Annotated in this window: 23 protein-coding genes; 17 read left to right on the forward strand and 6 right to left on the reverse strand. The window is 58.1% G+C overall.

Annotated features, from left to right (window positions below; all coding sequences use genetic code 11):
* Window positions 1-11 precede the first annotated feature (11 nt).
* Entirely contained in the window at window positions 12-713 is a 702-nt protein-coding gene (mrkB, locus tag RRF55_RS11115; RefSeq protein WP_004211921.1) for a type 3 fimbria chaperone MrkB, read from the reverse strand.
* 95 nt (window positions 714-808) lie between these two features.
* Window positions 809-1,417 carry a type 3 fimbria major subunit MrkA gene (gene mrkA / locus RRF55_RS11120; RefSeq protein ID WP_130974830.1) on the reverse strand — a complete coding sequence of 203 codons (609 nt, stop codon included), beginning with the start codon at window positions 1,415-1,417 and terminating at the stop codon, window positions 809-811.
* 705 nt (window positions 1,418-2,122) lie between these two features.
* Between mrkA and RRF55_RS11125 the strand changes: the two genes are divergently transcribed.
* A complete protein-coding gene (locus RRF55_RS11125; protein ID WP_002916131.1) occupies window positions 2,123-2,332 on the forward strand; it encodes a DUF1471 domain-containing protein in 210 nt (69 codons plus the stop codon).
* A 95-nt stretch (window positions 2,333-2,427) separates the two neighbouring features.
* Here RRF55_RS11125 and RRF55_RS11130 read toward each other — a convergent pair whose 3' ends face one another.
* Window positions 2,428-3,324, reverse strand: a complete 897-nt coding sequence (locus RRF55_RS11130) for an EamA family transporter (RefSeq protein ID WP_004174511.1) — start codon at window positions 3,322-3,324, stop codon at window positions 2,428-2,430.
* 81 nt (window positions 3,325-3,405) lie between these two features.
* Here RRF55_RS11130 and RRF55_RS11135 point away from each other — a divergent pair, with 81 nt between their 5' ends.
* The gene (locus tag RRF55_RS11135) at window positions 3,406-3,912 is read left to right on the forward strand and encodes a MarR family winged helix-turn-helix transcriptional regulator (protein WP_023287974.1); all 507 of its coding nucleotides are present in this window, start codon (window positions 3,406-3,408) and stop codon (window positions 3,910-3,912) included.
* On the opposite strand, the gene RRF55_RS11140 is transcribed toward RRF55_RS11135, so the two are convergent.
* On the reverse strand, window positions 3,909-4,865 hold the full coding sequence (locus tag RRF55_RS11140) for a nickel/cobalt transporter (RefSeq protein WP_004889905.1): 957 nt from the start codon (window positions 4,863-4,865) through the stop codon (window positions 3,909-3,911). The genes RRF55_RS11135 and RRF55_RS11140 overlap by 4 nt on opposite strands.
* Before the next feature lie 818 nt (window positions 4,866-5,683).
* Between RRF55_RS11140 and RRF55_RS11145 the strand changes: the two genes are divergently transcribed.
* The 11 genes from RRF55_RS11145 to RRF55_RS11195 all read left to right on the forward strand — a co-directional run bounded on the left by RRF55_RS11145 (window position 5,684) and on the right by RRF55_RS11195 (window position 16,184).
* Window positions 5,684-5,932, forward strand: coding sequence for a hypothetical protein (locus tag RRF55_RS11145; RefSeq protein ID WP_029497017.1), 249 nt, complete (start codon window positions 5,684-5,686; stop codon window positions 5,930-5,932).
* A gap of 150 nt (window positions 5,933-6,082) precedes the next feature.
* Window positions 6,083-6,688 (forward strand): type 1 fimbria switch DNA invertase FimB, encoded by a 606-nt coding sequence (gene fimB, locus RRF55_RS11150; RefSeq protein ID WP_004151951.1) that lies wholly within the window; start codon window positions 6,083-6,085, stop codon window positions 6,686-6,688.
* 464 nt (window positions 6,689-7,152) lie between these two features.
* The gene (fimE, locus tag RRF55_RS11155) at window positions 7,153-7,761 is read left to right on the forward strand and encodes a type 1 fimbria switch DNA invertase FimE (protein WP_002916189.1); all 609 of its coding nucleotides are present in this window, start codon (window positions 7,153-7,155) and stop codon (window positions 7,759-7,761) included.
* 478 nt (window positions 7,762-8,239) lie between these two features.
* Window positions 8,240-8,788, forward strand: a complete 549-nt coding sequence (gene fimA, locus RRF55_RS11160) for a type 1 fimbrial major subunit FimA (RefSeq protein ID WP_002916190.1) — start codon at window positions 8,240-8,242, stop codon at window positions 8,786-8,788.
* Between the two features lie 70 nt (window positions 8,789-8,858).
* A complete protein-coding gene (locus RRF55_RS11165; RefSeq protein ID WP_004174507.1) occupies window positions 8,859-9,395 on the forward strand; it encodes a fimbrial protein in 537 nt (178 codons plus the stop codon).
* 67 nt (window positions 9,396-9,462) lie between these two features.
* Window positions 9,463-10,149, forward strand: coding sequence for a fimbria/pilus periplasmic chaperone (locus RRF55_RS11170; protein ID WP_004144024.1), 687 nt, complete (start codon window positions 9,463-9,465; stop codon window positions 10,147-10,149).
* Between the two features lie 81 nt (window positions 10,150-10,230).
* Window positions 10,231-12,843, forward strand: a complete 2,613-nt coding sequence (locus RRF55_RS11175; RefSeq protein WP_004900404.1) for a fimbrial biogenesis usher protein — start codon at window positions 10,231-10,233, stop codon at window positions 12,841-12,843.
* 10 nt (window positions 12,844-12,853) lie between these two features.
* Window positions 12,854-13,381 carry a fimbrial protein gene (locus tag RRF55_RS11180; RefSeq protein ID WP_020804149.1) on the forward strand — a complete coding sequence of 176 codons (528 nt, stop codon included), beginning with the start codon at window positions 12,854-12,856 and terminating at the stop codon, window positions 13,379-13,381.
* Between the two features lie 27 nt (window positions 13,382-13,408).
* Window positions 13,409-13,852: a fimbrial protein gene (locus RRF55_RS11185; protein ID WP_439419126.1), complete on the forward strand. Its 444-nt coding sequence runs from the start codon at window positions 13,409-13,411 to the stop codon at window positions 13,850-13,852.
* A 17-nt stretch (window positions 13,853-13,869) separates the two neighbouring features.
* Entirely contained in the window at window positions 13,870-14,775 is a 906-nt protein-coding gene (locus RRF55_RS11190) for a fimbrial protein (RefSeq protein WP_004151788.1), read from the forward strand.
* On the forward strand, window positions 14,772-16,184 hold the full coding sequence (locus RRF55_RS11195; RefSeq protein WP_032438973.1) for a cyclic diguanylate phosphodiesterase: 1,413 nt from the start codon (window positions 14,772-14,774) through the stop codon (window positions 16,182-16,184). The genes RRF55_RS11190 and RRF55_RS11195 overlap by 4 nt, the downstream gene beginning before the upstream one ends.
* Before the next feature lie 42 nt (window positions 16,185-16,226).
* Here the strand turns inward: RRF55_RS11195 and RRF55_RS11200 are convergent, their stop codons facing one another.
* Entirely contained in the window at window positions 16,227-16,499 is a 273-nt protein-coding gene (locus tag RRF55_RS11200; RefSeq protein ID WP_002916201.1) for a GNAT family N-acetyltransferase, read from the reverse strand.
* An 11-nt stretch (window positions 16,500-16,510) separates the two neighbouring features.
* Window positions 16,511-16,741, reverse strand: coding sequence for a 4Fe-4S mono-cluster protein YjdI (gene yjdI / locus RRF55_RS11205; RefSeq protein WP_002916202.1), 231 nt, complete (start codon window positions 16,739-16,741; stop codon window positions 16,511-16,513).
* 205 nt (window positions 16,742-16,946) lie between these two features.
* Between yjdI and RRF55_RS11210 the strand changes: the two genes are divergently transcribed.
* The 4 genes from RRF55_RS11210 to RRF55_RS11225 are packed head-to-tail and all read left to right on the forward strand — an operon-like array spanning window position 16,947 to window position 21,646.
* Window positions 16,947-17,219 (forward strand): YtcA family lipoprotein, encoded by a 273-nt coding sequence (locus RRF55_RS11210; protein WP_002916204.1) that lies wholly within the window; start codon window positions 16,947-16,949, stop codon window positions 17,217-17,219.
* 6 nt (window positions 17,220-17,225) lie between these two features.
* Window positions 17,226-18,251 (forward strand): multidrug transporter subunit MdtN, encoded by a 1,026-nt coding sequence (gene mdtN / locus RRF55_RS11215; protein WP_004174502.1) that lies wholly within the window; start codon window positions 17,226-17,228, stop codon window positions 18,249-18,251.
* Between the two features lie 12 nt (window positions 18,252-18,263).
* Window positions 18,264-20,201: a multidrug efflux transporter permease subunit MdtO gene (mdtO, locus tag RRF55_RS11220; protein WP_032438974.1), complete on the forward strand. Its 1,938-nt coding sequence runs from the start codon at window positions 18,264-18,266 to the stop codon at window positions 20,199-20,201.
* Window positions 20,198-21,646: an MdtP family multidrug efflux transporter outer membrane subunit gene (locus RRF55_RS11225; protein WP_032438975.1), complete on the forward strand. Its 1,449-nt coding sequence runs from the start codon at window positions 20,198-20,200 to the stop codon at window positions 21,644-21,646. Before mdtO ends, RRF55_RS11225 begins: the two co-directional genes overlap by 4 nt.
* Window positions 21,647-21,684: the final 38 nt, after the last annotated feature.

The raw sequence follows: 21,684 nt of genomic DNA on the forward strand, positions 1-21,684 counted from the left end.
TAGCTTTTCCCTTATTTAACGGCCACTTTCACTGCGACATCGGCGCCATAGTCATTAATGTTGTTAACGGTCAGGGTTTCGCCGCGGTTGACGGCGGAGGAGAGCGCCACCGTTTGGCTGGACTGCGGCGCCAGCATCACGGTTTTGCTGTTCAGGGCTTTACCGCCGTCGCGGGAAATACGGCTGACGGTAATGTAGAACGGCGTCGGGTTGTTGATGGCGAGACCACTGCCGCTGGCGGTCAGGGTCAGCTTCTCGGCCGCCGCATCGCGGTTGCCCAGTCCGGCAGGACGATAAATAAATTTAAAGCGCGAACGGATCGCCAGCTGCAGCACGTTCTGGCCTTCATTTTTCTGATTGGCCACCACCGGCGGAATTTCCAGCAGATTCAGCCACCACAGCGTCTCTTTATCTTTCGCCAGACCGGCGCTGCTGCCGAGCTTAATACGCAGCGTCTGGCCGCTCTTGGCGTCAACACGCGAAATCGGCGGGGTGATAATAAACGGGGTGGTAATGGTATCCGGTGTGGCATCGGCATCGCCGTTATCCAGCCAGGCCTGCGCCAGCGCCGGACGGTCGGCGTTATTTGAAAGCTGTACCGTTATTTCTTTTTCATTTCCTGGATAAATAAAGCGGGTACCGTTAACAATAATATTGTTGGCATGGGCCGCAAAACTAAAAATGAAACAGAAAAAAAGGGCAATACGCTTCATGCTGACCTCAGAATAAAAATACAAGCGGCGGACATTGCCGCTTTATTATTGTTATTAACTGCCCCATCGCGGGGCAGTTTTATTTTCTGACGGAATTACTGGTAAGTAATTTCGTAAGTCGCGTAGCTGTTAACCACACCGGTGGTTACCGTGGTCGGCGCGCTGGTGGCGTAGCCTACGTAGTAGGTGAAACGCGCGCCATCGGCTACAGCGGAAGCGTCGCCTTTCGCTTTCGGCTGAGTGCTGTCACCCGGGATGATTTTGTTGGTCAGCGCGGTAGCGTTGTCAGTAGACAGCACCAGCTGGATGTTCTGAGCACCGGAAGCTTCGGTGTTCGCCAGGTAGCCCTGTTGTTTGTTGGTTGCGCCAGCCAGCAGGTTACCGCCGGTCCAGTTCACGCCCAGTTTGCTTACGTCATCCTGTTTAGTGCCATCAGCAGCCTGGCAGTTAGAGACGTCAATGGTGAAAGATTTCGGTTTCAGGTAAGTATCCGCTGCTGCCGCTTTAACTTCAGTCAGGGTTACCGGAGACAGGTAAACGTTCGCATCGCTGCCCTGGCCGTTAACGGAAACAGTACAGGATACATCGGTAACTTTACCGAAGAAATTAACCTGGCCGCCGCCAACATTGGTATCAGCTGCATGGGCAGCAGTCATGCCAAAAAACGCGGTTGCCATTGCTGCAGAAAGAAGAACCTTTTTCATTGCCATTTCCTTGTCAGAGTGAATTACGAATCAATGAGCACACTGTGAATTCGCATAGAACCAGAAACATCAGGCGATGCTGATTTATGCCACTGCTAATAGAATCTTCGACTGACCGGGAGCCGCAATATTTAAGGCGTCAGGTAACGAACCTAAAAATATAAGTTCGCTGGTGCTATCGGCGTCAAAGAATGCTATTTATTCGCCGACAAATATACATTTGTTCACGTTTCATTAAGTTATATAACAGATAACCATCGACTATTAATAAACAGTCATTGATAGATGAAAACGCGAGGGTGGTTGTTTACAGCGCAGCAAGCCTAACGCCAGAGCGAGAGAAAGTGACCGCAACAGCATGCAGAAAAAGCCCTCGGAAGGCCATCGCGATAAGTCTGAATCTGCCTTTGCGGTGGTGAAAACAGCACCAAACCATTCACACAACGAATGGTGAAAGCATGAATGAGGCGCATTCCTCTCCCTGAACAAGGGCAGCCCATGTGATATCCCCTTCCAGAAATAAATCATTAATTCATTGTTTTTAAATTAAAAAATAGATAAACGATCATGTTTTCGCCATCAAACCGCCATAAAAATGTGATCTAAATCGCACTTTTTGCCACGCGCGTTATAGTTAGCAGGCTTATTATAAGTCCATCGAAAGCAAACATGCTTTCCACCATAAAAGTTAAAAGGACAAACACCATGAAAAACGTAAAATTACTCGCCGCTGCCGGTATGCTCTCCCTGGTCTCTTTCGCTAGCTTCGCTCATCCGGTGAGCGTGACAGCAGACACCCTGGACAGCGCAGAAGCGAAAATCGCAACCATTGCGAAAGAACAAGGCGCTTCCTACCACATCACCGAAGCCTATACCGGCAACCAGGTCCATATGACCGCCGAGCTGTCTAAATAAGCGAATGGTTGCAGAGGGAGCTGCCGGACAGGCCGCCTGCGGGTGGCTGGTCTGGCTCCCGCCGCCCACCCCGCACGCAGCAATGCCGAGCCCCGTTATGGGGCTTTTTTCGTTTTTGCTCCCGCCGCCTGGCGCGCCAGCGCGCGCTGGATAGACAGCACGCTCGCCAGCACCACGATCAACCCCACCAGCGCCATCCCCTGGATCTTTTGTCCAAGGAAAATCCATCCCAGCACCACGGCGGTCACCGGGCTCAGCAGACTCATCGCCGACACGGCCACCGGTGAGAGGCGGCCAATCCCCCGAAACCACAGGCCATAGGCCAGCATGGCGCCCGCCAGGCACAGCCACAGATAGCCGGCCGCCTGCAGCACTGTTATCTGATGCAAAGGAGGGTCAACGATCAGCGCCACCGGGGCCAGCACCACCCCACCGATCGTCAGCTGCCAGCCGGTCAGCGCGACGATCGGCAGGGAGAGCGCCCAGCGCCGGGAGAGCCAGGTGCCCAGCGCCATACTGATCGCCCCGAGAAACGCCGCGCCGATACCCAGCGGGTCGAGGACGGTGTGCGGCGACAGCAGCAGCATGGCCATACCGAGTATGCCGGCGATGGCGGAGAACACCGCCAGCCAGGGCGAGCGCTGCCGGTCGACGCACCAGGCGAGGAGCATCACCAGCAGCGGCTGGATCGCGCCGATCACCGCCGCCAGCCCGCCGGGTAAGCGATAGGCGGCGATGAACAACAGCGCCTGAAACGCGCCGATATTTAAGATGCCGGTAACGATCAGCTTTGCCCATTCGCCGCGTTGCGGAAAACGACGGCTCCAGATCAGAAGAGCGATACCTGCCGGCAGCACCCTCAGCAGCGCAGCAATAAATGGGCGGTCAGGGGGCAGAAACTGGGAGGTGACGATGTAGGTCGTCCCCCAGATAGCGGGCGCCAGCGCGGTGAGCAGCAGGTCGAGAATCAGATTACGTGAGAGAAAAGCCATGATTTTATCTTCACTTCAAGGTAAATTAGTGAGTGAAGTATGTACCGCCAAGTATCTTGATATCAAGACAAGTGAGCACTAATGGACAAATCACCGCCGATCGACGCCGTGGATCGCATCCTCGCCCAGTGGCAGCGGGAGCGGCCAGACCTCGACTGCAGCCCCATGGGGCCGATAGGTCGCCTGAAACGATGCGCTATGCTGCTGGAGCCGCAGGTGGAAGTGGCCTTTACGCGCCACGATCTGGTGCGCTGGGAGTTTGACATGCTGGCGACGCTGCGGCGCGCCGGGGCGCCTTTTGTACTTTCGCCCACCCAGCTCTTCTCCACGCTGATGATTACCTCCGGCACCATGACCCATCGTCTGAAGGCGCTGGAGAAACGCGGGTTTATTACCCGCCTGCCCAATCCGGAGGATGCCCGCAGTATGCTGGTCGCCCTGACTTCCGCCGGACGCGAACGGATCGATGCCGCAGTGGAAACCCACGTCGACAACGAACGGCAACTGCTGTCAGGACTCAGTGACGGTGAACGCCAGCAGTTGGATCAGGCGCTGCGGGTGTTGATGCGACTGCTGGAAACGGGCTAACAGCCAGCGGCGATAAAGTCGCCGTTGGCGCTGATCGGCACCACGCTGAAAAACAATCCCACGGCAAAGAGGATCAGCGCCAGACCGCCGAGGATCTTCATCAGCGGAACCAGCCAGGGCCGCGGGCGGTGATTCGTGGCCAATCGTTTGACCGTCCGATGGCGCGCATAGTGAACCAGTAGCGACAGACCGAGGATCGAGAGCGCGGTGCCCAGCGCCATGCTCATCACCGCGGCGATGCCCCAGCTAACAATCCCCAACGCATTGGCGAATAATAAAATCATGATCGCCCCGCTACAGGGCCGAACGCCGATAGCCAGCACCACGCCAAGGCGCGTCTTCCAGTCAGCGCCCTGCAGATCCTGCCCCACGCCGTGATGGCCGCAGCCGCACGAGGCGTCATGCTGATGCGCTGGCGTCAGACGGCGAATCACCTGTTTTGTCGGCCACAGGCTTTGCAGAGCGCGAAAGATAACATAAGCCCCAAAGACGCCGATGGTCAGGGCGCTGATCTTCTCGACGTACCAGCGGCTGGCGCTAAGATCGCCAGCGGCCAGATTCAGCCCCACCGCAAGAATAAAGACAAAGAGTATCGCAGTGACGCCCTGCAACAGGCTGCCGAGAAAGGGCACCACCCGCGCCGCCGTCAGGCTCTCCTGATTGGTGCTCAGGTAGGTCGTCACGATAAATTTACCGTGTCCCGGTCCGACGGCGTGCAGCACGCCATAGAGAAAGGCCCCCACCAGCAGCCAGATACCGCCGCTGTACTGATGGTTATTCAGCAACAGAAGGTACATCACCAGATAGCGATGCAGGGTAATTTGGGTGGCGAGACACCACTGGAGAAAGTCACCCCAGTGGCTGTGCAAGGTGATAGCGGCGGCCAGCAGTAGAAGGCCGCCGCACCCGGCCGCCAGCAGGCGCCAGTCGCGGAGCGCAATCGGAGTCGTCATCGTTATACCATTGTAGTAAACGTAAACCGCCTGACAGCAACTTTACGACAGGCGAGCGAAGGCGTCAGCGCTGAAGGGTGAGGAATTTGTCGAAGCTGTTCACGGGATTGTTCGTAGTCACCAGGCTCCGCATTATCTACCGATCGCTATCTTCCCGACACCGTATTAGCGCAGAATGCCTCAATATCTTGAGCATACCACAGCTATATCTTTTTATGCGTTATTGGTTACCAATACCTTTTAACAGGAATAATTACTCAAAAAATCACAGATAAAAATAAATAAGTTATTTCTTGGCGAGCATTTTTTGTCAGTTATTATGCCGCGCTTCCGGCAACAATATTCTTTAACTGCTATTTATTGTACTCTTCAGCAGGATCACTTCCATGAAAAGAGGCTTACTTACCCTGGTTACTGCTGCCATCGCTTTCCGTACAGGCCACCTGGCGCAGCGACAAGCGCCAGGTGGCACGTGACGAAAAGTGGTGAACCGGCAGGCTTCGGCGTATCCTGGATGTGAGTCCTTCCCACGCCGAAGCGAGTATTCCAACCCGCCGCCAGACCGTGTCGCAATACTTACCTGTCCTCTACTACCTCCCATTGATATCTTCCTGTATACGTTGACCGTGACGAGTTTTCATCTCATTCAACCGCATGTACCAGATTAAGCTTACCCGTTGAAATACGGCGTAATGTGCTCTATTACAGACAATGCTATTATCACCAGGCTTTTTGCAGTATGGTTTAATCACTGTTGTAGTTTTGCAGTGAATGCTATCCAGACGACTTAAGGTTGTATTTTGTCTGAGAAATTTCTCATGCCATTCCCGAAGGTTGTCGGCGAGGGAGGCTGGTTTACTGGGGTGACATTGCCCAGTAGACAGGCAATCAATCATGACGGCATTGATAGCCGCCTTGCCGTGGCCGGAAGCCCAAGCCTTCATCATCATGCGGGTATCATCAAGAGGATCAGGGATGTACAGGACGTGGAAACCCCCAGGAAAGATTCATCAGTTCAGCCAGCTCACCCTTTCTTTATCCTTCAGATCGCGGCCTCTTATCGTTAGCAATGGAGCTAGCCCATGATACCGCTCGCGCTCGTAGCAAATTAAAACGTTATCACCACGCTGTTTCAAAATAAAAAGGCAGTCAAATTTAACAATGACCTGACGCAGGCTCGGAAAACCAAAAATATGCCTGCAATAAAAGGGAAAACCATGACGAATAACGCCGACATAAAAAAAAGGAACTTCCTGACTCAGAATGAAATTGAGTCTTTACTTAAAGCGGCCGATACCGGTCCTTATGCTGCACGTAATTATTGCCTGACGTTACTGTGCTTCATCCATGGTCTGCGCGCCAGCGAGATCTGTCGTCTACGAATATCGGATATCGACCTTGCTGCCCGATGTGTTTACATCCATCGGCTAAAAAAAGGGTTTTCGACTACCCACCCGTTGCTGGATAAAGAGATCTACGCCCTAAAGCGCTGGCTGGCCATTCGCAGCAGCTGGCCGCAGGCCGCCAGCGAATGGCTGTTTCTCTCCCGCAAAGGTAATCCCCTTTCGCGCCAACAGTTTTATCAGATTATCGCGTCCTCAGGGGGACTGGCGGGGCTGCCACTGGAGATCCACCCGCACATGCTGCGGCACTCCTGTGGCTTTGCGTTGGCGAATATGGGAATCGATACCCGCTTGATACAGGATTATCTCGGGCATCGCAATATCCGCCACACCGTCTGGTATACCGCCAGCAATGCGGGACGCTTCTATGGCATCTGGGACAATCCCCGTGACAAACAGCGATCGTCGCTGATCCAATAGCCTTGACGCCACGGATGGCGTTGTATCGCGATCGGTCGACAAATTAAAATATTCATGATTATTAACCCTGCGTTAATTAGGGTTACTGTTCCCACAAGCTCTTATTTAATCCTTATTACTGAGAGTTAATATAACCCTGCGTTTACTCAGGAATTAGACTGGGTATTTATTGGTGGGAAAAATTTCCGCGGCTGTGTTTTTAATAACGGCTGGTAGTGAAAAATATCCTTTCATTTTATATACCTGGCGGCAACCCGCACAGATACTATTGAGCCGATGATTAAAATCTTTAAAATTAAGAATTATCACCCGACGATATTTTTAGTGTCTGGCAATGTAATATGTTATCAATTCGTGATTAATCATCTTCACCCTGTACCGTTTTAGCATTACAGAACCTATTTCGTCATGGCGTATGGTTTCGCTGTGACGGTCATTCATACCTATTTTCAGGAGCAACTATTGTGAACCGACGTCGTTTTCTAACCGCCAAAGAAGTTCAGGCCATGATGCAGGCTGCTCGTCAGGGCCCTACCGGCGAACGGGACTACTGCCTCATTCTGCTGGCCTTTCGCCATGGCATGCGCATTAGCGAACTGCTGGATCTGCATTATCACGATCTGGATCTCCATGAAGGGCGGGTTAATGTGCGGCGATTAAAGAATGGTTTTTCGACGATTCATCCACTGCGTTTTGATGAGCGCGAGGCGATTGAGCGCTGGAGCCTGGTCCGTGCCGGCTGGAAAGCGGCGGACAAAACGGACGCACTGTTTATCTCCCGCCGCGGCACCGCGCTCTCCCGCCAGCAGGCGTATCGTATTATTCGCTCCGCCGGGGAAAATGCGGGTACCGTCACGCACACTCACCCCCATATGCTGCGTCACGCCTGCGGCTATGAACTGGCGGAAAGAGGGACAGATACGCGTTTGATACAGGATTATCTAGGACATCGCAATATTCGTCACACAGTACGTTACACCGCCAGTAATGCGGCACGTTTCGCTGGCATCTGGGAAAGAAATAATCTTTTAGAGGAAAAAGACCAGAAGACGAAAAATGAAATAACAGATTGATTTTAAAGAATTAAAAAAATAACGAACAGGTCAATTGGGGCCAAACTGTTTATATCATAAAAATGTTTTGACATATTTTGCAACTCACTGCGCCATATTTCCGCAAAAAAATCATATCTCATTGATTATTATCTATTTTTAAACCTGCAATTACTCAATTTTCTCTAACCATATCTCTGCTGCACCGGCGATCCGTCGCCAACGCCATCGCTATTCCTTTCGCACCCCCTCCCACCACACCAGATTATATTACCATAAAAACCAAATTTGGCAGAATTTAAAACTACAGAATACCAAATTGACACAAAATACAGATCATTTATCCCAACGAGTCAAAATGGCCCCAATTGTCTCATCGGTTGGGCGAAAACTGTGCAGAGCCGGCAGCCGGACCACTCGGCTGAAATCTGAAATGCCTGGAAGGCACAACGGCTGCCAATCCGGTTCGTTATTTCGACATCGTTCAAAGGAAAACAGTATGAAAATCAAAACACTGGCAATGATTGTTGTGTCAGCCCTGTCACTGAGCTCCACGGCAGCTCTGGCCGATACCACCACGGTCAACGGCGGGACCGTGCATTTTAAAGGAGAAGTCGTTAATGCGGCCTGTGCGGTGGATGCCGGCTCTATCGATCAAACCGTTCAGTTAGGCCAGGTGCGTTCCGCGAAACTGGCCACGGCGGGGAGCACCAGTTCGGCCGTCGGTTTCAACATCCAGCTGGATGATTGCGACACTACGGTAGCCACCAAAGCGTCCGTCGCCTTCGCCGGTACGGCCATCGACAGCAGCAATACCACCGTTCTGGCCCTGCAAAACTCTGCCGCCGGCAGCGCAACCAACGTCGGCGTGCAGATCCTCGACAATACCGGTACGCCACTGGCACTGGACGGCGCCACCTTCAGTGCTGCGACCACGCTGAATGACGGCCCCAACATCATCCCGTTCCAGGCACGTTACTACGCGACCGGCGCAGCGACGGCTGGTATAGCGAACGCGGATGCCACGTTCAAAGTGCAGTACGAGTAAGACCCGAGTCAGGCAGGGAAGCTATTCGGGCCAGGAGGGCCCGCTCTCTATTTTCAACCGGAGTGAAACGATGCAGGGAATGAAATCTGGTCTGCTGCTGCTACTGCCTCCGCTGGCGCTGGCCGGTAATCATTGGAACGTCACGCTGCCGGGGGGCAGCATGCGTTTTCAGGGCCTGATAATGGCGAGCTCCTGCCGCGTCGAAGCCGGCGATCGGCAGATGACGGTCAATCTGGGGCAGATCAGCAGTAATCGATTTCATGCTGTCGGCGAAGACAGCAACCCAATCCCTTTCGCGATTCATTTACAGGATTGCAGTACGGCGGTCAGCCAGCATGTGGGTGTGACCTTTCACGGCGTGGCTGATGGAAAAAACCCCGACGTGCTGTCGGTGGGTGAAGGTCCGGGGATCGCCAGTGGGATCGGTATTGCGCTATTCGACAGCCAGGGCCAGCAGCTCCCGCTCAATCGTCCAGCGGATCGCTGGATATCACTCTACCGCGGACCGACGACGCTAAATTTCGTCGCCAAATATCGGGCGACCGGACGCCAGGTCACCGGCGGTGCAGCCAATGCCCAGGCCTGGTTCTCATTGACCTATCAGTAATTAATCCGCAGACAAACAGGACAACACGGTGAGCAGACAAGGAGATAATGTGAGAAAAACGGCAACGATGGCGCATGGCTTACTGGCAGGATGTGTGCTTTTCGCCGCCAGTATCTTTAGCGCCAGCGCGCAGGCGGGCGTTGCGCTTGGCGCGACCCGGGTTATCTACCCGGCGGGACAGAAGCAGGTCCAGCTCGCGGTGACCAATAATGATGACAACAGTACCTGGCTTATTCAGTCATGGGTGGAAAATGCCGATGGTCAGCGAGACGGCCGGTTTGTCATCACTCCTCCGCTGTTTGCCATGCAGGGTAAAAAAGAGAACACCCTGCGCATTATCGACGCCACCAATAACCAGCTGCCGCAGGATCGGGAAAGTCTGTTCTGGATGAACGTGAAGGCGATCCCTTCGATGGATAAATCAAAGCTCAGCGACAATACCCTGCAGCTGGCGATTATCAGCCGCATCAAGCTCTACTACCGTCCGGGAAAACTGGCCCTGCCTCCGGATCAAGCGGCGGAAAAGCTGACCTTTAGCCGTAGCGGATCGTCGCTGACGCTGACGAACCCCACCCCCTATTACCTGACGGTGACCGAACTGAACGCCGGGACACGCATTCTGGAGAACGCCCTCGTACCGCCGATGGGCAAAACCAGCGTCAAGCTACCCGCGGATGCCGGGAACACCATCACCTATCGCACGATTAATGATTACGGCGCGCTGACGCCGAAAATGAATGGCGTGCTGCGCTAACCCAGAAGCGCCCCGCCGCGCGGGACACGCTGCGCATGACCAGAAGCAATGACAGCCGGGCAACGTCGGACCGGAGGGATAATGTCACATCGGAAATATGGACTGGATCATTTAGGTTGCCGAACTGCCCGGCGCCTGGTATCTCCGGCGCTGGCGCTGTGGCTCTGCTCACAGCCGTTTGCCGCGCGGGCGGACCTCTATTTTAACCCCCGCTTTTTAGCTGACGATCCGGCGGCGGTGGCTGACCTGTCGGGATTTGAAAAAGGCCAGGAGGTTCCGCCAGGCACCTATCGCGTCGATATTTATCTCAACAATGGTTTTATGACCACCCGGGACGTCACTTTCCAGGCCGATGCCCAGGGTCACGGTCTGTCACCCTGCCTGACGCGCGGCCAGCTGGCGAGCATGGGTGTGGATACTGGTCGGGTGCCGGGCATGGCGACGCTGGACAGCACGGCCTGCGTGCCGCTGACCACGCTTATCAGCGAAGCTACCACACGCTTCGACGTCGGACAGCAGCGCCTGTACCTCACCGTCCCCCAGGCATTTATGGGTAACCATGCGCGCGGCTATATTCCGCCGGAGCTGTGGGATAACGGTATCACCGCCGGGCTGATAAACTATAACTTCACGGGCAATAACGCCCATAACACCACAGGTGGCAGCAGCCGTTACGCCTATCTGAATCTACAGAGCGGCCTGAACATTGGCGCCTGGCGTCTGCGCGATAACAGCACCTGGAGCTACAGCAGCGGCGGTAGCACCTCATCCAACGAGAATCGCTGGCAGCACGTTAACAGCTGGCTTGAGCGGGACATCACGCCTCTGCGTTCGCGACTCACCCTAGGGGACAGCTACACCAACGGCGATGTCTTCGACGGGATCAACTTCCGCGGCGCCCAGCTGGCCTCCGACGACAATATGCTACCGGACAGCCAGAAAGGCTTTGCGCCGGTGATCCACGGGATCGCCCGCGGCACGGCGCAGGTGTCAATCAGGCAAAACGGCTACGAAATCTACCAGAGCACAGTGCCGCCGGGACCATTTACCATCGACGATCTCTACGCCGCGGGCAATGGCGGCGATCTGCAGGTCACGATCAAAGAAGCGGATGGCTCCCGCCAGGTCTTCAGCGTGCCCTGGTCAACGGTGCCGGTTCTCCAGCGTGAAGGCCATACCCGCTTCGCCCTCACCGCCGGGGAGTACCGCAGCGGCAACAGTCAGCAGGAAACGCCCGATTTTTTCCAGGGCACGGCCATGCATGGCCTGCCGGCAGGCTGGACGCTCTACGGCGGCACCCAGCTGGCAGACCGCTATCGCGCCTTTAACCTTGGGGTGGGGAAAAACATGGGCTATTTCGGCGCCCTGTCGCTGGATATCACTCAGGCCAACGCCACCCTGGCTGACGACAGCGAACATCAGGGGCAGTCGGTGCGTTTTCTCTATAACAAATCCCTGGATGAGACCGGCACCAACCTGCAGCTGGTGGGCTACCGCTACTCTACCCGCGGCTATTATAACTTTGCCGATACCACTTACCGCCGGATGAGCGGCTACAGTGTGGAAACCCAGGACGGCGTTATCCAGGTAAAACCGAAATTTACCGACTACTACAATCTGGCTTACAGCAAGCGCGGCAAGGTGCAGCTGAGCGTGACTCAGCAGTTGGGGCGCACCGCCACCCTCTATCTCAGCGGTAGCCACCAGACCTATTGGGGCACCGACGATGCCGATGAGCAGCTGCAGGCCGGCCTCAACGCCGCCGTGGACGATATCAACTGGTCGCTAAGCTACAGCCTGACAAAAAACGCCTGGCAGCAGGGGCGCGATCAAATGCTGGCGATCAATATCAATATCCCCTTCAGCCACTGGCTGCGTTCCGACAGCCGCTCGGTCTGGCGGCACGCCAGCGCCAGCTACAGCCTGTCGCACGATCTCAATGGCCGCATGACCAATCTGGCGGGCCTGTACGGCACCCTGCTGGAAGACAACAACCTCAGCTATAGCGTGCAGACCGGCTATGCCGGCGGCGGCAACGGCGACAACGGGAGCACAGGCTACACCGCCCTCAACTACCGCGGCGGCTACGGCAACGCCAACGTCGGCTACAGCCGCAGCGATGGCTTTAAACAGCTCTACTACGGGGTCAGCGGCGGCGTGCTGGCGCACGCCAACGGCATCACCCTGAGCCAACCGTTAAACGATACCGTGGTGCTGGTGAAAGCCCCCGGCGCCGGCGGCGTGAAAGTGGAAAACCAGACCGGGGTACGCACCGACTGGCGCGGGTATGCCGTCCTGCCTTATGCCACTGAGTATCGCGAAAACCGGATCGCGCTGGATACCAACACCCTGGCGGACAATGTCGACCTTGACGATGCGGTGGTCAGCGTGGTGCCCACCCATGGGGCGATTGTCCGCGCCAACTTTAACGCCCAGGTGGGGATGAAGATCCTGATGACGCTGACCCATCGCGGCAAACCGGTGCCGTTTGGCGCCCTCGCCACCGGCGACAGCAACCAGAGCGGCAGCATCGTCGCGGACAACGGCCAGGTCTACCTGAGCGGGATGGCGCTGGCGGGCAAAGTGCGGGTGAAATGGGGCGATGGCCCGGACGCTCAGTGCGTGGCCGATTACCGTCTGCCGCCGGAGAGCCAGCAGCAGGCGCTCAGTCAGCTTTCGGTCGCGTGCCGCTAAGGAGATCATGATGAGAACACTGCAGTATCTGCTGGGCGCCCTGTTCACCCTGGGCGCACCGGCTGCGCTTGCCGCCGATAGCACGATCGCCATCAGCGGCTATGTCCGCGATAACGCCTGCGCGGTAGCCGGCGAATCGAAGGATTTTACTGTCGATTTACAGGATAACGCCGCGAAGCAGTTTTATGCCGTTGGGGCGACGACGCCGCCGGTGCCGTTCCGCATCGTGCTGTCGCCCTGCGGCACTTCCGTCACCGCGGTGAAGGTCGGTTTCACCGGCGTGGCGGACAGCATCAACACCAGCCTGTTAAAACTCGATGCCGGGGCCTCGGCGGCGGCAGGAATGGGGGTGGAAATTCTCGATCAGCAGCAGTCCCGGCTGCCGGTCAATGCGCCGTCATCCACCATGACCTGGACCACGCTGACCCCGGGCCAGACCAATATTCTCAACTTTTACGCCCGGCTGATGGCCACTCAGGTGCCCGTCACCGCCGGGCATGTCAATGCGACAGCGATATTCACCCTGGAATTTCAGTAAGCGGAGGCTGAAATGAAATGGACTCATGTGGGCTGGCTGCTGGCCGGCCTGTTAACCGCGAGCGCTTCCCTGCGGGCGGCCGACGTCACTCTCACCGTCAATGCCACCGTCGAGCTGGGCGATCTCTATACCTTTAGCCTGATCGGTGCGGGCTCGGCATCGGCCTGGCACAGCGTGGCGCTGGATCTGAGCAACTGCCCCGTGGGTACTTCACGGGTGAAAGCCACCTTCAGCGGAACGGCGGACAGCACCGGCTATTACAAAAACCAGGGAACGGCGGGCAATATTCAGCTCGAACTGCAGAACGAGGACGGCACCACGCTGAACAATGGCAGCAGCCAGTCGGTACAGGTGGATGAGGCCAGCCAGTCCGCTCGCTTCCCGCTGCAGGTCAGGGCGCTGTCCGTCAACGGCGGCGCCACGCAAGGCACCATTCAGGCGGTGATTAACGTCACCTATACCTACGCCTGAGCCAGGAGAGCATCATGATGAAAAAAATAATCCCCCTGTTCACCACCCTGCTGCTGCTGGGCTGGTCGATGAACGCCTGGTCCTTTGCCTGCAAAACGGCCACCGGGGCGACGATTCCCATCGGCGGCGGGTCAGCCAACGTCTACGTTAACCTGACCCCGGCGGTGAACGTCGGGCAAAACCTGGTGGTCGACCTCTCCACGCAGATTTTTTGCCATAACGACTATCCGGAAACGATCACCGACTACGTGACCCTGCAGCGCGGATCCGCCTATGGCGGTGTGCTGTCGAGTTTTTCAGGCACCGTGAAATATAACGGCACCTCTTACCCGTTCCCGACCACCACGGAAACCGCGCGGGTGATTTATGATTCACGGACCGATAAACCCTGGCCGGCCGTCCTGTATCTGACGCCGGTGAGCACTGCCGGTGGAGTGGCCATCACCGCAGGATCGTTAATCGCTGTGCTGATCCTGCATCAGACCAACAACTACAATAGCGACTCCTTCCAGTTCATCTGGAACATTTACGCCAACAACGACGTGGTGGTCCCTACCGGCGGCTGCGATGTCTCCGCCCGCGATGTCACCGTCACCCTCCCCGACTACCCGGGATCGATGGCCGTGCCGCTCACCGTCCACTGCGCGCAAAGCCAGCAGCTGGGGTATTACCTCTCCGGCACCACCGCGGACAGCGCCAACGCGATCTTCACCAATACCGCCTCCGCCTCGCCGGCGCAGGGGATAGGCGTTCAGCTGACGCGCAACGGCAGCGCCGTCCCGGCGAACAGCACGGTCTCGCTGGGCACCGTCGGCACCTCGCCGGTCAACCTCGGCCTGACGGCCACCTATGCCCGGACCACAGGCCAGGTTACCGCCGGCAACGTGCAGTCGATCATCGGCATCACCTTTGTCTATCAATGATGACCGACTATATCCTCTCACCCTGCTCGCTGGCCGCCCGCGGGTTGAGCCAGCTGATGGTGAACGCCGCGAAGCGGCCCGTTGAGCTGCCGGTCGAGGGCGTGTCCCTGCGGGAGCTGACCGCCGTGACGCGGATCGTGGTGTTTCTCCCTGACGATCCCCTGTGGATGCTCACCACGCTGCGCCAGGCGGCAAGGCTGCTCGACCAGGCCTTGCAGCCGTTACCGATGTTGATTCTGAGCCGCAGCCCGGCCATCTGGCTGTGGCAAACGCTGCTTTATCAGGTGAGCCATCCGGATCGTCTGCGCAACGTCCATACCGCCCCCGCCGATCTCTCCTGCACGGAGCTGGCCGATCGGCTGGAGAACGCACCGCGACTTGAGCGGCTTGCCAGTGAAGCCGCCCTGCTCCACGACAAACGAGCCGCCGGATTGAGTCATGCCGAGTTCAAAGTGATCCTCGCCCTGCTGCAAGGGCAGACGATAGGCGAGCAGGCCCGGCGTCTCCGATTGAGCCAGAAAACGCTCTACACCCAGCGGCTGGCCGGGGTGAAAAAGCTGGTGGAATGTCATCCGCATCTGGCCCCCCGCTTTCCGCGCACGCTGCTGCCGCGCTCACCCGCAAACGCACTGACGGCGTTTGAACAGGAATGGGTACAAGCGATTCACGATCGCCAGGTCTTCCCGGTTTTTCAACCTATCGTCGATAGTCGCTCACAGCTACAGGGGGTGGAGATCCTGATCCGCTGGCGCCACCGCGGCCAGGTACTTCACCCCCAGACCTTTCTGCCGCACTTCCGCGCCGACTACACCTGGCTGCTGCTTACGGCCGTTGTTCTGCAGGAGGCCGTGCAGAATATTAATGAGTATCCAGGCACCTTCTATTTTTCGGTCAACATACCCTCCTCACTCGCCGACAGTGACAGCCTGCTGCGGATGGTGGAAGCCGCTCGCCAGCAGCTTCGGCAGCCAGAGGGCGTGGCAAGGCTGGTGCTGGAATATGCTGAAACTATCGATTTTCGCCATCAGAGCCGCTCCGCCGCCCACGTGGCGCAGCTGCAACGTGCTGGCGTGCGCGTGATGCTGGACGACTGCTTTTCTCAGGGGAGCGTTATCTTTCCGGCGCGTCGACTGCACTTCAATGCGTATAAACTGGATATGAGCATCGTCAATGACGCCCAGCACGATCCAAAGGCGCTTGCGCTAATAAAAAGCCTGGCCTACTACTGCCAGTTAAGCGACAGTCGCTGTGTGGCGGAAGGGGTGGATTCACTGGCGAAATTTACGCAGTTAAAATCGCTGGGGATTGATCGCTTCCAGGGCTATCTGTTTTCACCACCGATGCGGCGCGAACATCTCCCGGATCTGATCCGCCGCTTTTCCCACCAGCGCGATCCGGCGAAACATTGAGGGTGCGAGAAAAGCGCACCGGTTAGCACCGGTGCCGGTACGTCATGCGCGAATATCGTCGTATTCGCGGGTGTTATCGAATTCATGTTTGGCAAACGGGCAGAGAGGGATAATCTTCCGCTGCTCCTGGCGCATTTTTTCCACTACCTTCGCCACCAGCTGTTTCCCCACGCCCTGGCCTTTCAGGCTGGGATCAACATCGGTATGTTCGATAATGCTGAGGTGTTCGCCGGTGGGAACAAAAACAATCTCCGCCACCTGATTTCCCTGCGCGTCGTTAACATAAAATTTGTTATGCCCTTCCAGTATTTCCATCTTCTCCTCGCTTATTTATGACGATATTGCAGAGCGCCGCTCGGGCAGGTATCAATCACGTTTACCACCGTCGCGACATCCACTTCATCCGGGATAATCCACGGCTTACGCTTCAGGTTGAAGAGCTTCGCGCTGCCGCGCACGCAGTTCCCGGAATGCTGACAGATCGCCGTATTAAAGTAGACGTCGATTTTCTCTCCGGTGTAGGCCCGGTAACCGGCTTCCAGTAATTCCTTATCCATGACATTGCCTCGGTCGTTTTTATCTTTCAGGCTAAGCATAGCCCTCGCCGTGGCGGCTGACTATGCGCAAGCGCGGGAATTGACGCCTCACATCATGCTCTCCCATCGCACAAGGATCCCGCAGTCAACGATCGGTTGACTTTCATTCCCACAACGAGGCGATTACACTCATGACACACTGGTATGATCACTCAGGGATGTTCCATTGAATCATATTGCCACCATCGCCCGCCCGGCGCGGTTACTGCTCGTCTTGCCGCTTTCCGGCTGCTCACTTTCGCCAGAGATCCCGGTATTGGGCGCTGCTTTTCCCGGCTGGTTTTTCTGCTTACTGGGCGGTGCGTTTTTACTGATCCCCTGCCATATCCTGATTACCCGTAAAGGCTGGCAGCCGCGCTTTTCTCCCCTGGTCTTCAGCTACGTCGCGCTGATGTTCCTGTTCGCCACGTTGCTGTGGTTTCTGTTTTTTGTTCACTGATCGCTTATGACAACTTCCCGCACTTCCCTGTTACGCAAAAAGTGGCCTCTGCTGGCGCTGGTCCTTGCCGCCATCCTGGCGCTGATCCTCGTTATCTGGCAGTTGCAAACCTCGCCGGAGACCAATGACGCCTATGTCTATGCCGATACCATCGATGTAGTGCCCGAGGTCAGCGGACGCATCGTGGAGATGCCCATTCGCGATAACCAGCGGGTGAAAAAAGGCGATCTGTTGTTCCGCATCGACCCCCGCCCCTATCAGGCAATGCTCGATGACGCGAAAGCCCGGCTGACGACCCTCGACGCGCAGATCATGCTGACCCAGCGCACCATCAAAGCGCAGGAGTATAACGCCCAGTCGGTGGCGGCCGCCGTCGAGCGCGCCAGAGCGCTGGTTAAGCAGACCACCTCCACGCGTATCCGCCTTGAGCCGCTGGTGCCGCAGGGGTTCGCTTCCCAGGAAGATCTCGATCAGGCGCGCACCGCTGAGAAAGCGGCGCGGGCGGAGCTGGAGGCCACGCTGCTGCAGGCCAAACAGGCCTCGGCGGCCGTGACCGGCGTGGATGCCATGGTGGCGCAACGCGCCGGGGTCCTGGCGCAAATCGCCCTCGCTGAACTGCATCTGGAATTTACCGAAGTGCGCGCGCCGTTCAACGGCGTGGTGGTGGCGCTGAAAACCACCGTCGGCCAGTACGCCTCGGCGCTGAAGCCGGTCTTCACCCTGCTGGATGACGACCGCTGGTATGTGATCGCGAACTTCCGCGAAACCGACCTGAACAACGTGCGCCCCGGCGTGGCGGCGCGGATCACCGTGATGACCAACCACAACCGGACCTTTAACGGGGTGGTGGATTCGGTCGGCTCCGGGGTCCTGCCCGAAGGTGGGAGCGTCATCGAAGGGCTGCCGCTGATCCAGAAAAGCATTAACTGGGTCCACGTCTCGCAGCGCTTCCCGGTGAAAATCGCCGTCAGCGATCCCGACCCGGAACTGTTCCGCATGGGCGCCTCGGCCAGCGCCGTGCTGCAGCCGTAGCCGGGCGACGCTATGTTTCCTCTCGCCCATTTTTTACGCCAGGAACTGCGCGACGCGCCGGGACGCGCCAGCTACACGCTGCGCCTGACGCTAAGCTGCGCGGTGCTCATCACCCTGTTTATGACCCTGCAGATCCCTTTCCTGGCCGTTGCGCTGATCGTCGTGTTCTACGTCAGCCAGCCTAACGTGTTGATGATTAAGCTGGTCAGCGTGGTCTTTTTTGTCACCGTCACCGTGGCGCTCGGCGGCGTGCTGCTGATCATCAAGTGGACCTATGACTACCCGCTGATCCGCCTGGCGGCCTCCGTGGCGCTCTTTTTCTGCGCCCTCTATCTGATGCGGGTGCTGGGCAAGCTGGGACTGGCCTTTTTCGTGGTGGCGCTGGCGGTGATTTACGCTCAGACCTTCCCGTCGATGACCAGCCAGAGCGAGATCCTGGTGCGGCTGCTGCTTTGGCTGTGGGTGGCGATTAACACCGCGATCCTCGTCACCCTGCTGGTCAACGCCTGCTTTCAGCAGGCCTTTCCCGGTAACCAGTTTAAGGCGCGTCTGGCCGGGATGCTGCACGAGGTCGCCCGGCGGCTGGCGGCCCCGGACGCTGAAGCGCCACCGACCTTCGGCGAGACCGCCGCGCAGTTCAATCAGCTGCAGTCGCTATTCGCCCAGGCCAGCAGGGCGACACCGGAGATCGCCGCCGATCCCCAGGCCTGGCGCTCGCGGCTGGCCGCCACTTTGCGCTGCTACCAGCTGACGGCCCTGCTGCAAGCAGACGAGGCGGATAGTGACGATCGCCAGCAGCTGTCGCAGGCGGTACTTCAGCTGAAGAACGCCCTTAGCGAGGGGCCGTTTGACGGCGCTATTCCTCCCCTGACGCTCAGCGGTCGCGGCGTCAATCGCGCTGTTCTGCAGGAGATGGCTACCACTCTGCAGCGGCTGGCGCAGGGTGAGCCGGTTGCCCTGCCGCAGGGTGAGGTGGAGAAGGCGCCCCTGCTGGCGCCGGACGCCTGGCGCAACCCGGCATATCTCCATTTTGCGCTCAAGACCCTGCTGGCGACCCTAATCTGCTATGTCTTCTATACCGCTGCCGACTGGCAGGGTCTACATACCATTATGCTGAGCTGCGTGATCGTCGCCCAGCCCGGGCTGGGCGCCACGATGCAAAAGACATGGCTGCGCATCGGCGGGGCGCTGCTCGCCTCCCTGCTGGCGCTGCTGTTAATCGTCTTTGTCCAGCCCTGGACCGATTCGCTGACGGGCCTGCTGGCGATGTCCCTGCCGGTGCTGGCGCTGGCGGCGTGGATTGCCGCCGGCTCGGAGCGTATCGCCTACGCCGGGATCCAGATTGGTTTCACCTTTGCGCTGGCCTTTCTCAGCTGGTTTGCTCCGCTGACGAACCTCACCGAGCTCCGGGATCGGGTGCTGGGCATCCTGCTCGGGGTGCTGGTCTCCTCCATTGTTCATTTGTATCTCTGGCCGGACAGCGAAGCGCCGCAGCTGAAAACCCGCCTTGCGGCACTTTATCGCCGGCTGGCGGACTGCCTCGCCGCCCCGAAGGAGGCGGTTCCGCTGGCTCCCCTGCTTGTCGCCTTCACCGACAGCGAAGCGCTGCTCCACCGGGTTCGCGCCGAACCGCTGGGCACGTATGCTCACCCCTGGCCCCAGGCGAAAGGCTGGCCGATGCGCGCCACCCTCGCCCAGGCCGAGGAGATCGCCCGCCTCAGCGAAGGCTACCGACTCAACGCCACGCCGGGAGACCCGACCCTGGCCCGCTGCGCCGAACAGCTGCGGCGCTACGCTGAACGTATCGAACAGGAGGCGACGGCGCCTGGCGAACAGCTAACCGCCGAACTGACTAACCCCTTTGGCCCGGCGCTGGCCGCCGCGCTGGCCGCCCTGCCCGACTGGGGGCCGACACCGATAGCGACTGAGCAACAGGCTAAAACGTCATGATGATCCTTCCTTTCTCCGCGCGCCTGCGCGGCACTCTTTTTACCCTGACGCTGACGCTGCTCAGCGGCTGCGCGCTGATCCAGGATGAGCCTGCCCAGGTCGCCATCGTCAATCCGCAGCAGGCCCAGCTGGCGCAGGTGATCCACCTGGCGAACAGCGACTGGCCGGCCGCCCGCTGGTGGGAGGCCTATGATGATCCTCAGCTCAATATGCTGATCAACCGGGCGCTGCAGAACTCGCCGACCATGCAGGCCGCCCGGCTGCGCATCTCCCAGTCGCAGTCCACGGTGGAACTCGCCCGGTCGGCAATGGGCCTGCAGGCCACCGCCGTCGCGGCGCAAAACCGCCTGCGGATCACCGACAAATCCTTTAGCTGGCCCTACTCATACTCCCTGCCGGTGGATAAAAACGGCCCCTGGTATACGCTGAATACCGTTGGCGTCGGGGCGCAGCTGAATATCGATCTCTGGGGGGCCGATCGCGCCCGGGTCGCCGCCGCTATTGGCGAGAAAAACGCCCGGCTGGCGGAGACCGCCGGCATTGAGCTCGACATCGCCAGCAGCGTGGCGCAGCTCTATTTCGCCATGCAGGCGACGTTCCAGAAAATCGCGCTGCTGCAGGAGCTGGAGGGCATTGCCCGATTCTCGGTGGAAGCCCACGAGCACCGGACCCGGCGCGGCCTGGAAGACAGTGTGGATGTGGCCAACGCCCAGGCCGAACAGCTCGCCACTCGCCAGCAGATCATTAGCGCCGAGGGGATGCTGACCCAGTATCGTGAAACCCTGCGGGCGCTGATCGGCGCCGATGCGCAGAGCATGCCGGCCATCCATCCGGTGGCGCTGCCGGCGCTCCAGGAGACGCTGCCGCCGTCGCTTTCTTTCGAGCTGCTGGCCCGCCGTCCGGACCTGCAGGCGCTGCGCGGCTACGTCACCGCCTCCCTGAGCCAGGTCGATGCGGCGAAAGCGGCCTTCTATCCCCATTTTGATATCAAAGCGTTCTGGGGCTATAACGCCCTGAGCGTCGGGGATCTGTTTAAGTCCTCTTTCCAGCAGATCAACCTGCTGCCCGGGCTGTATCTGCCGATCTTCGACGGCGGTCGTCTGAACGCTAATCTGCAGTCGGTACGCACCGCCAGCAACATCCTGATCAAACAGTACAACCAGGCGGTGCTGGATGCGGTTCGCGATGTCGCCATCAGCTCCAGCCAGCTTAACGACCTGAATCAGCAGCGCGCGCTGCAGCAGCTAAAAGTAACCGCGGCGCAGACCACCACCGATAGCGCTCGCGCCCATTATCAGCGCGGCCTCCTCAGCCGCTACGCCGCCGAAGAAGCCCGCCGGGCGGTCCTCGCCCAGCAGCTGTTGCTGCTGGACATTGAGGCCCAGCGGCTAAGCACCGACATTACCCTGATCAAAGCCCTGGGCGGCGGCTATCGAGGGCAGTAACAAAAATGCCTTCCCCGAGGGGAAGGCAATCAGACTGC

The organism is Klebsiella sp. K47 (assembly GCF_051858335.1).
GTDB classification, from domain to species: Bacteria; Pseudomonadota; Gammaproteobacteria; order Enterobacterales; family Enterobacteriaceae; genus Klebsiella; species Klebsiella pneumoniae.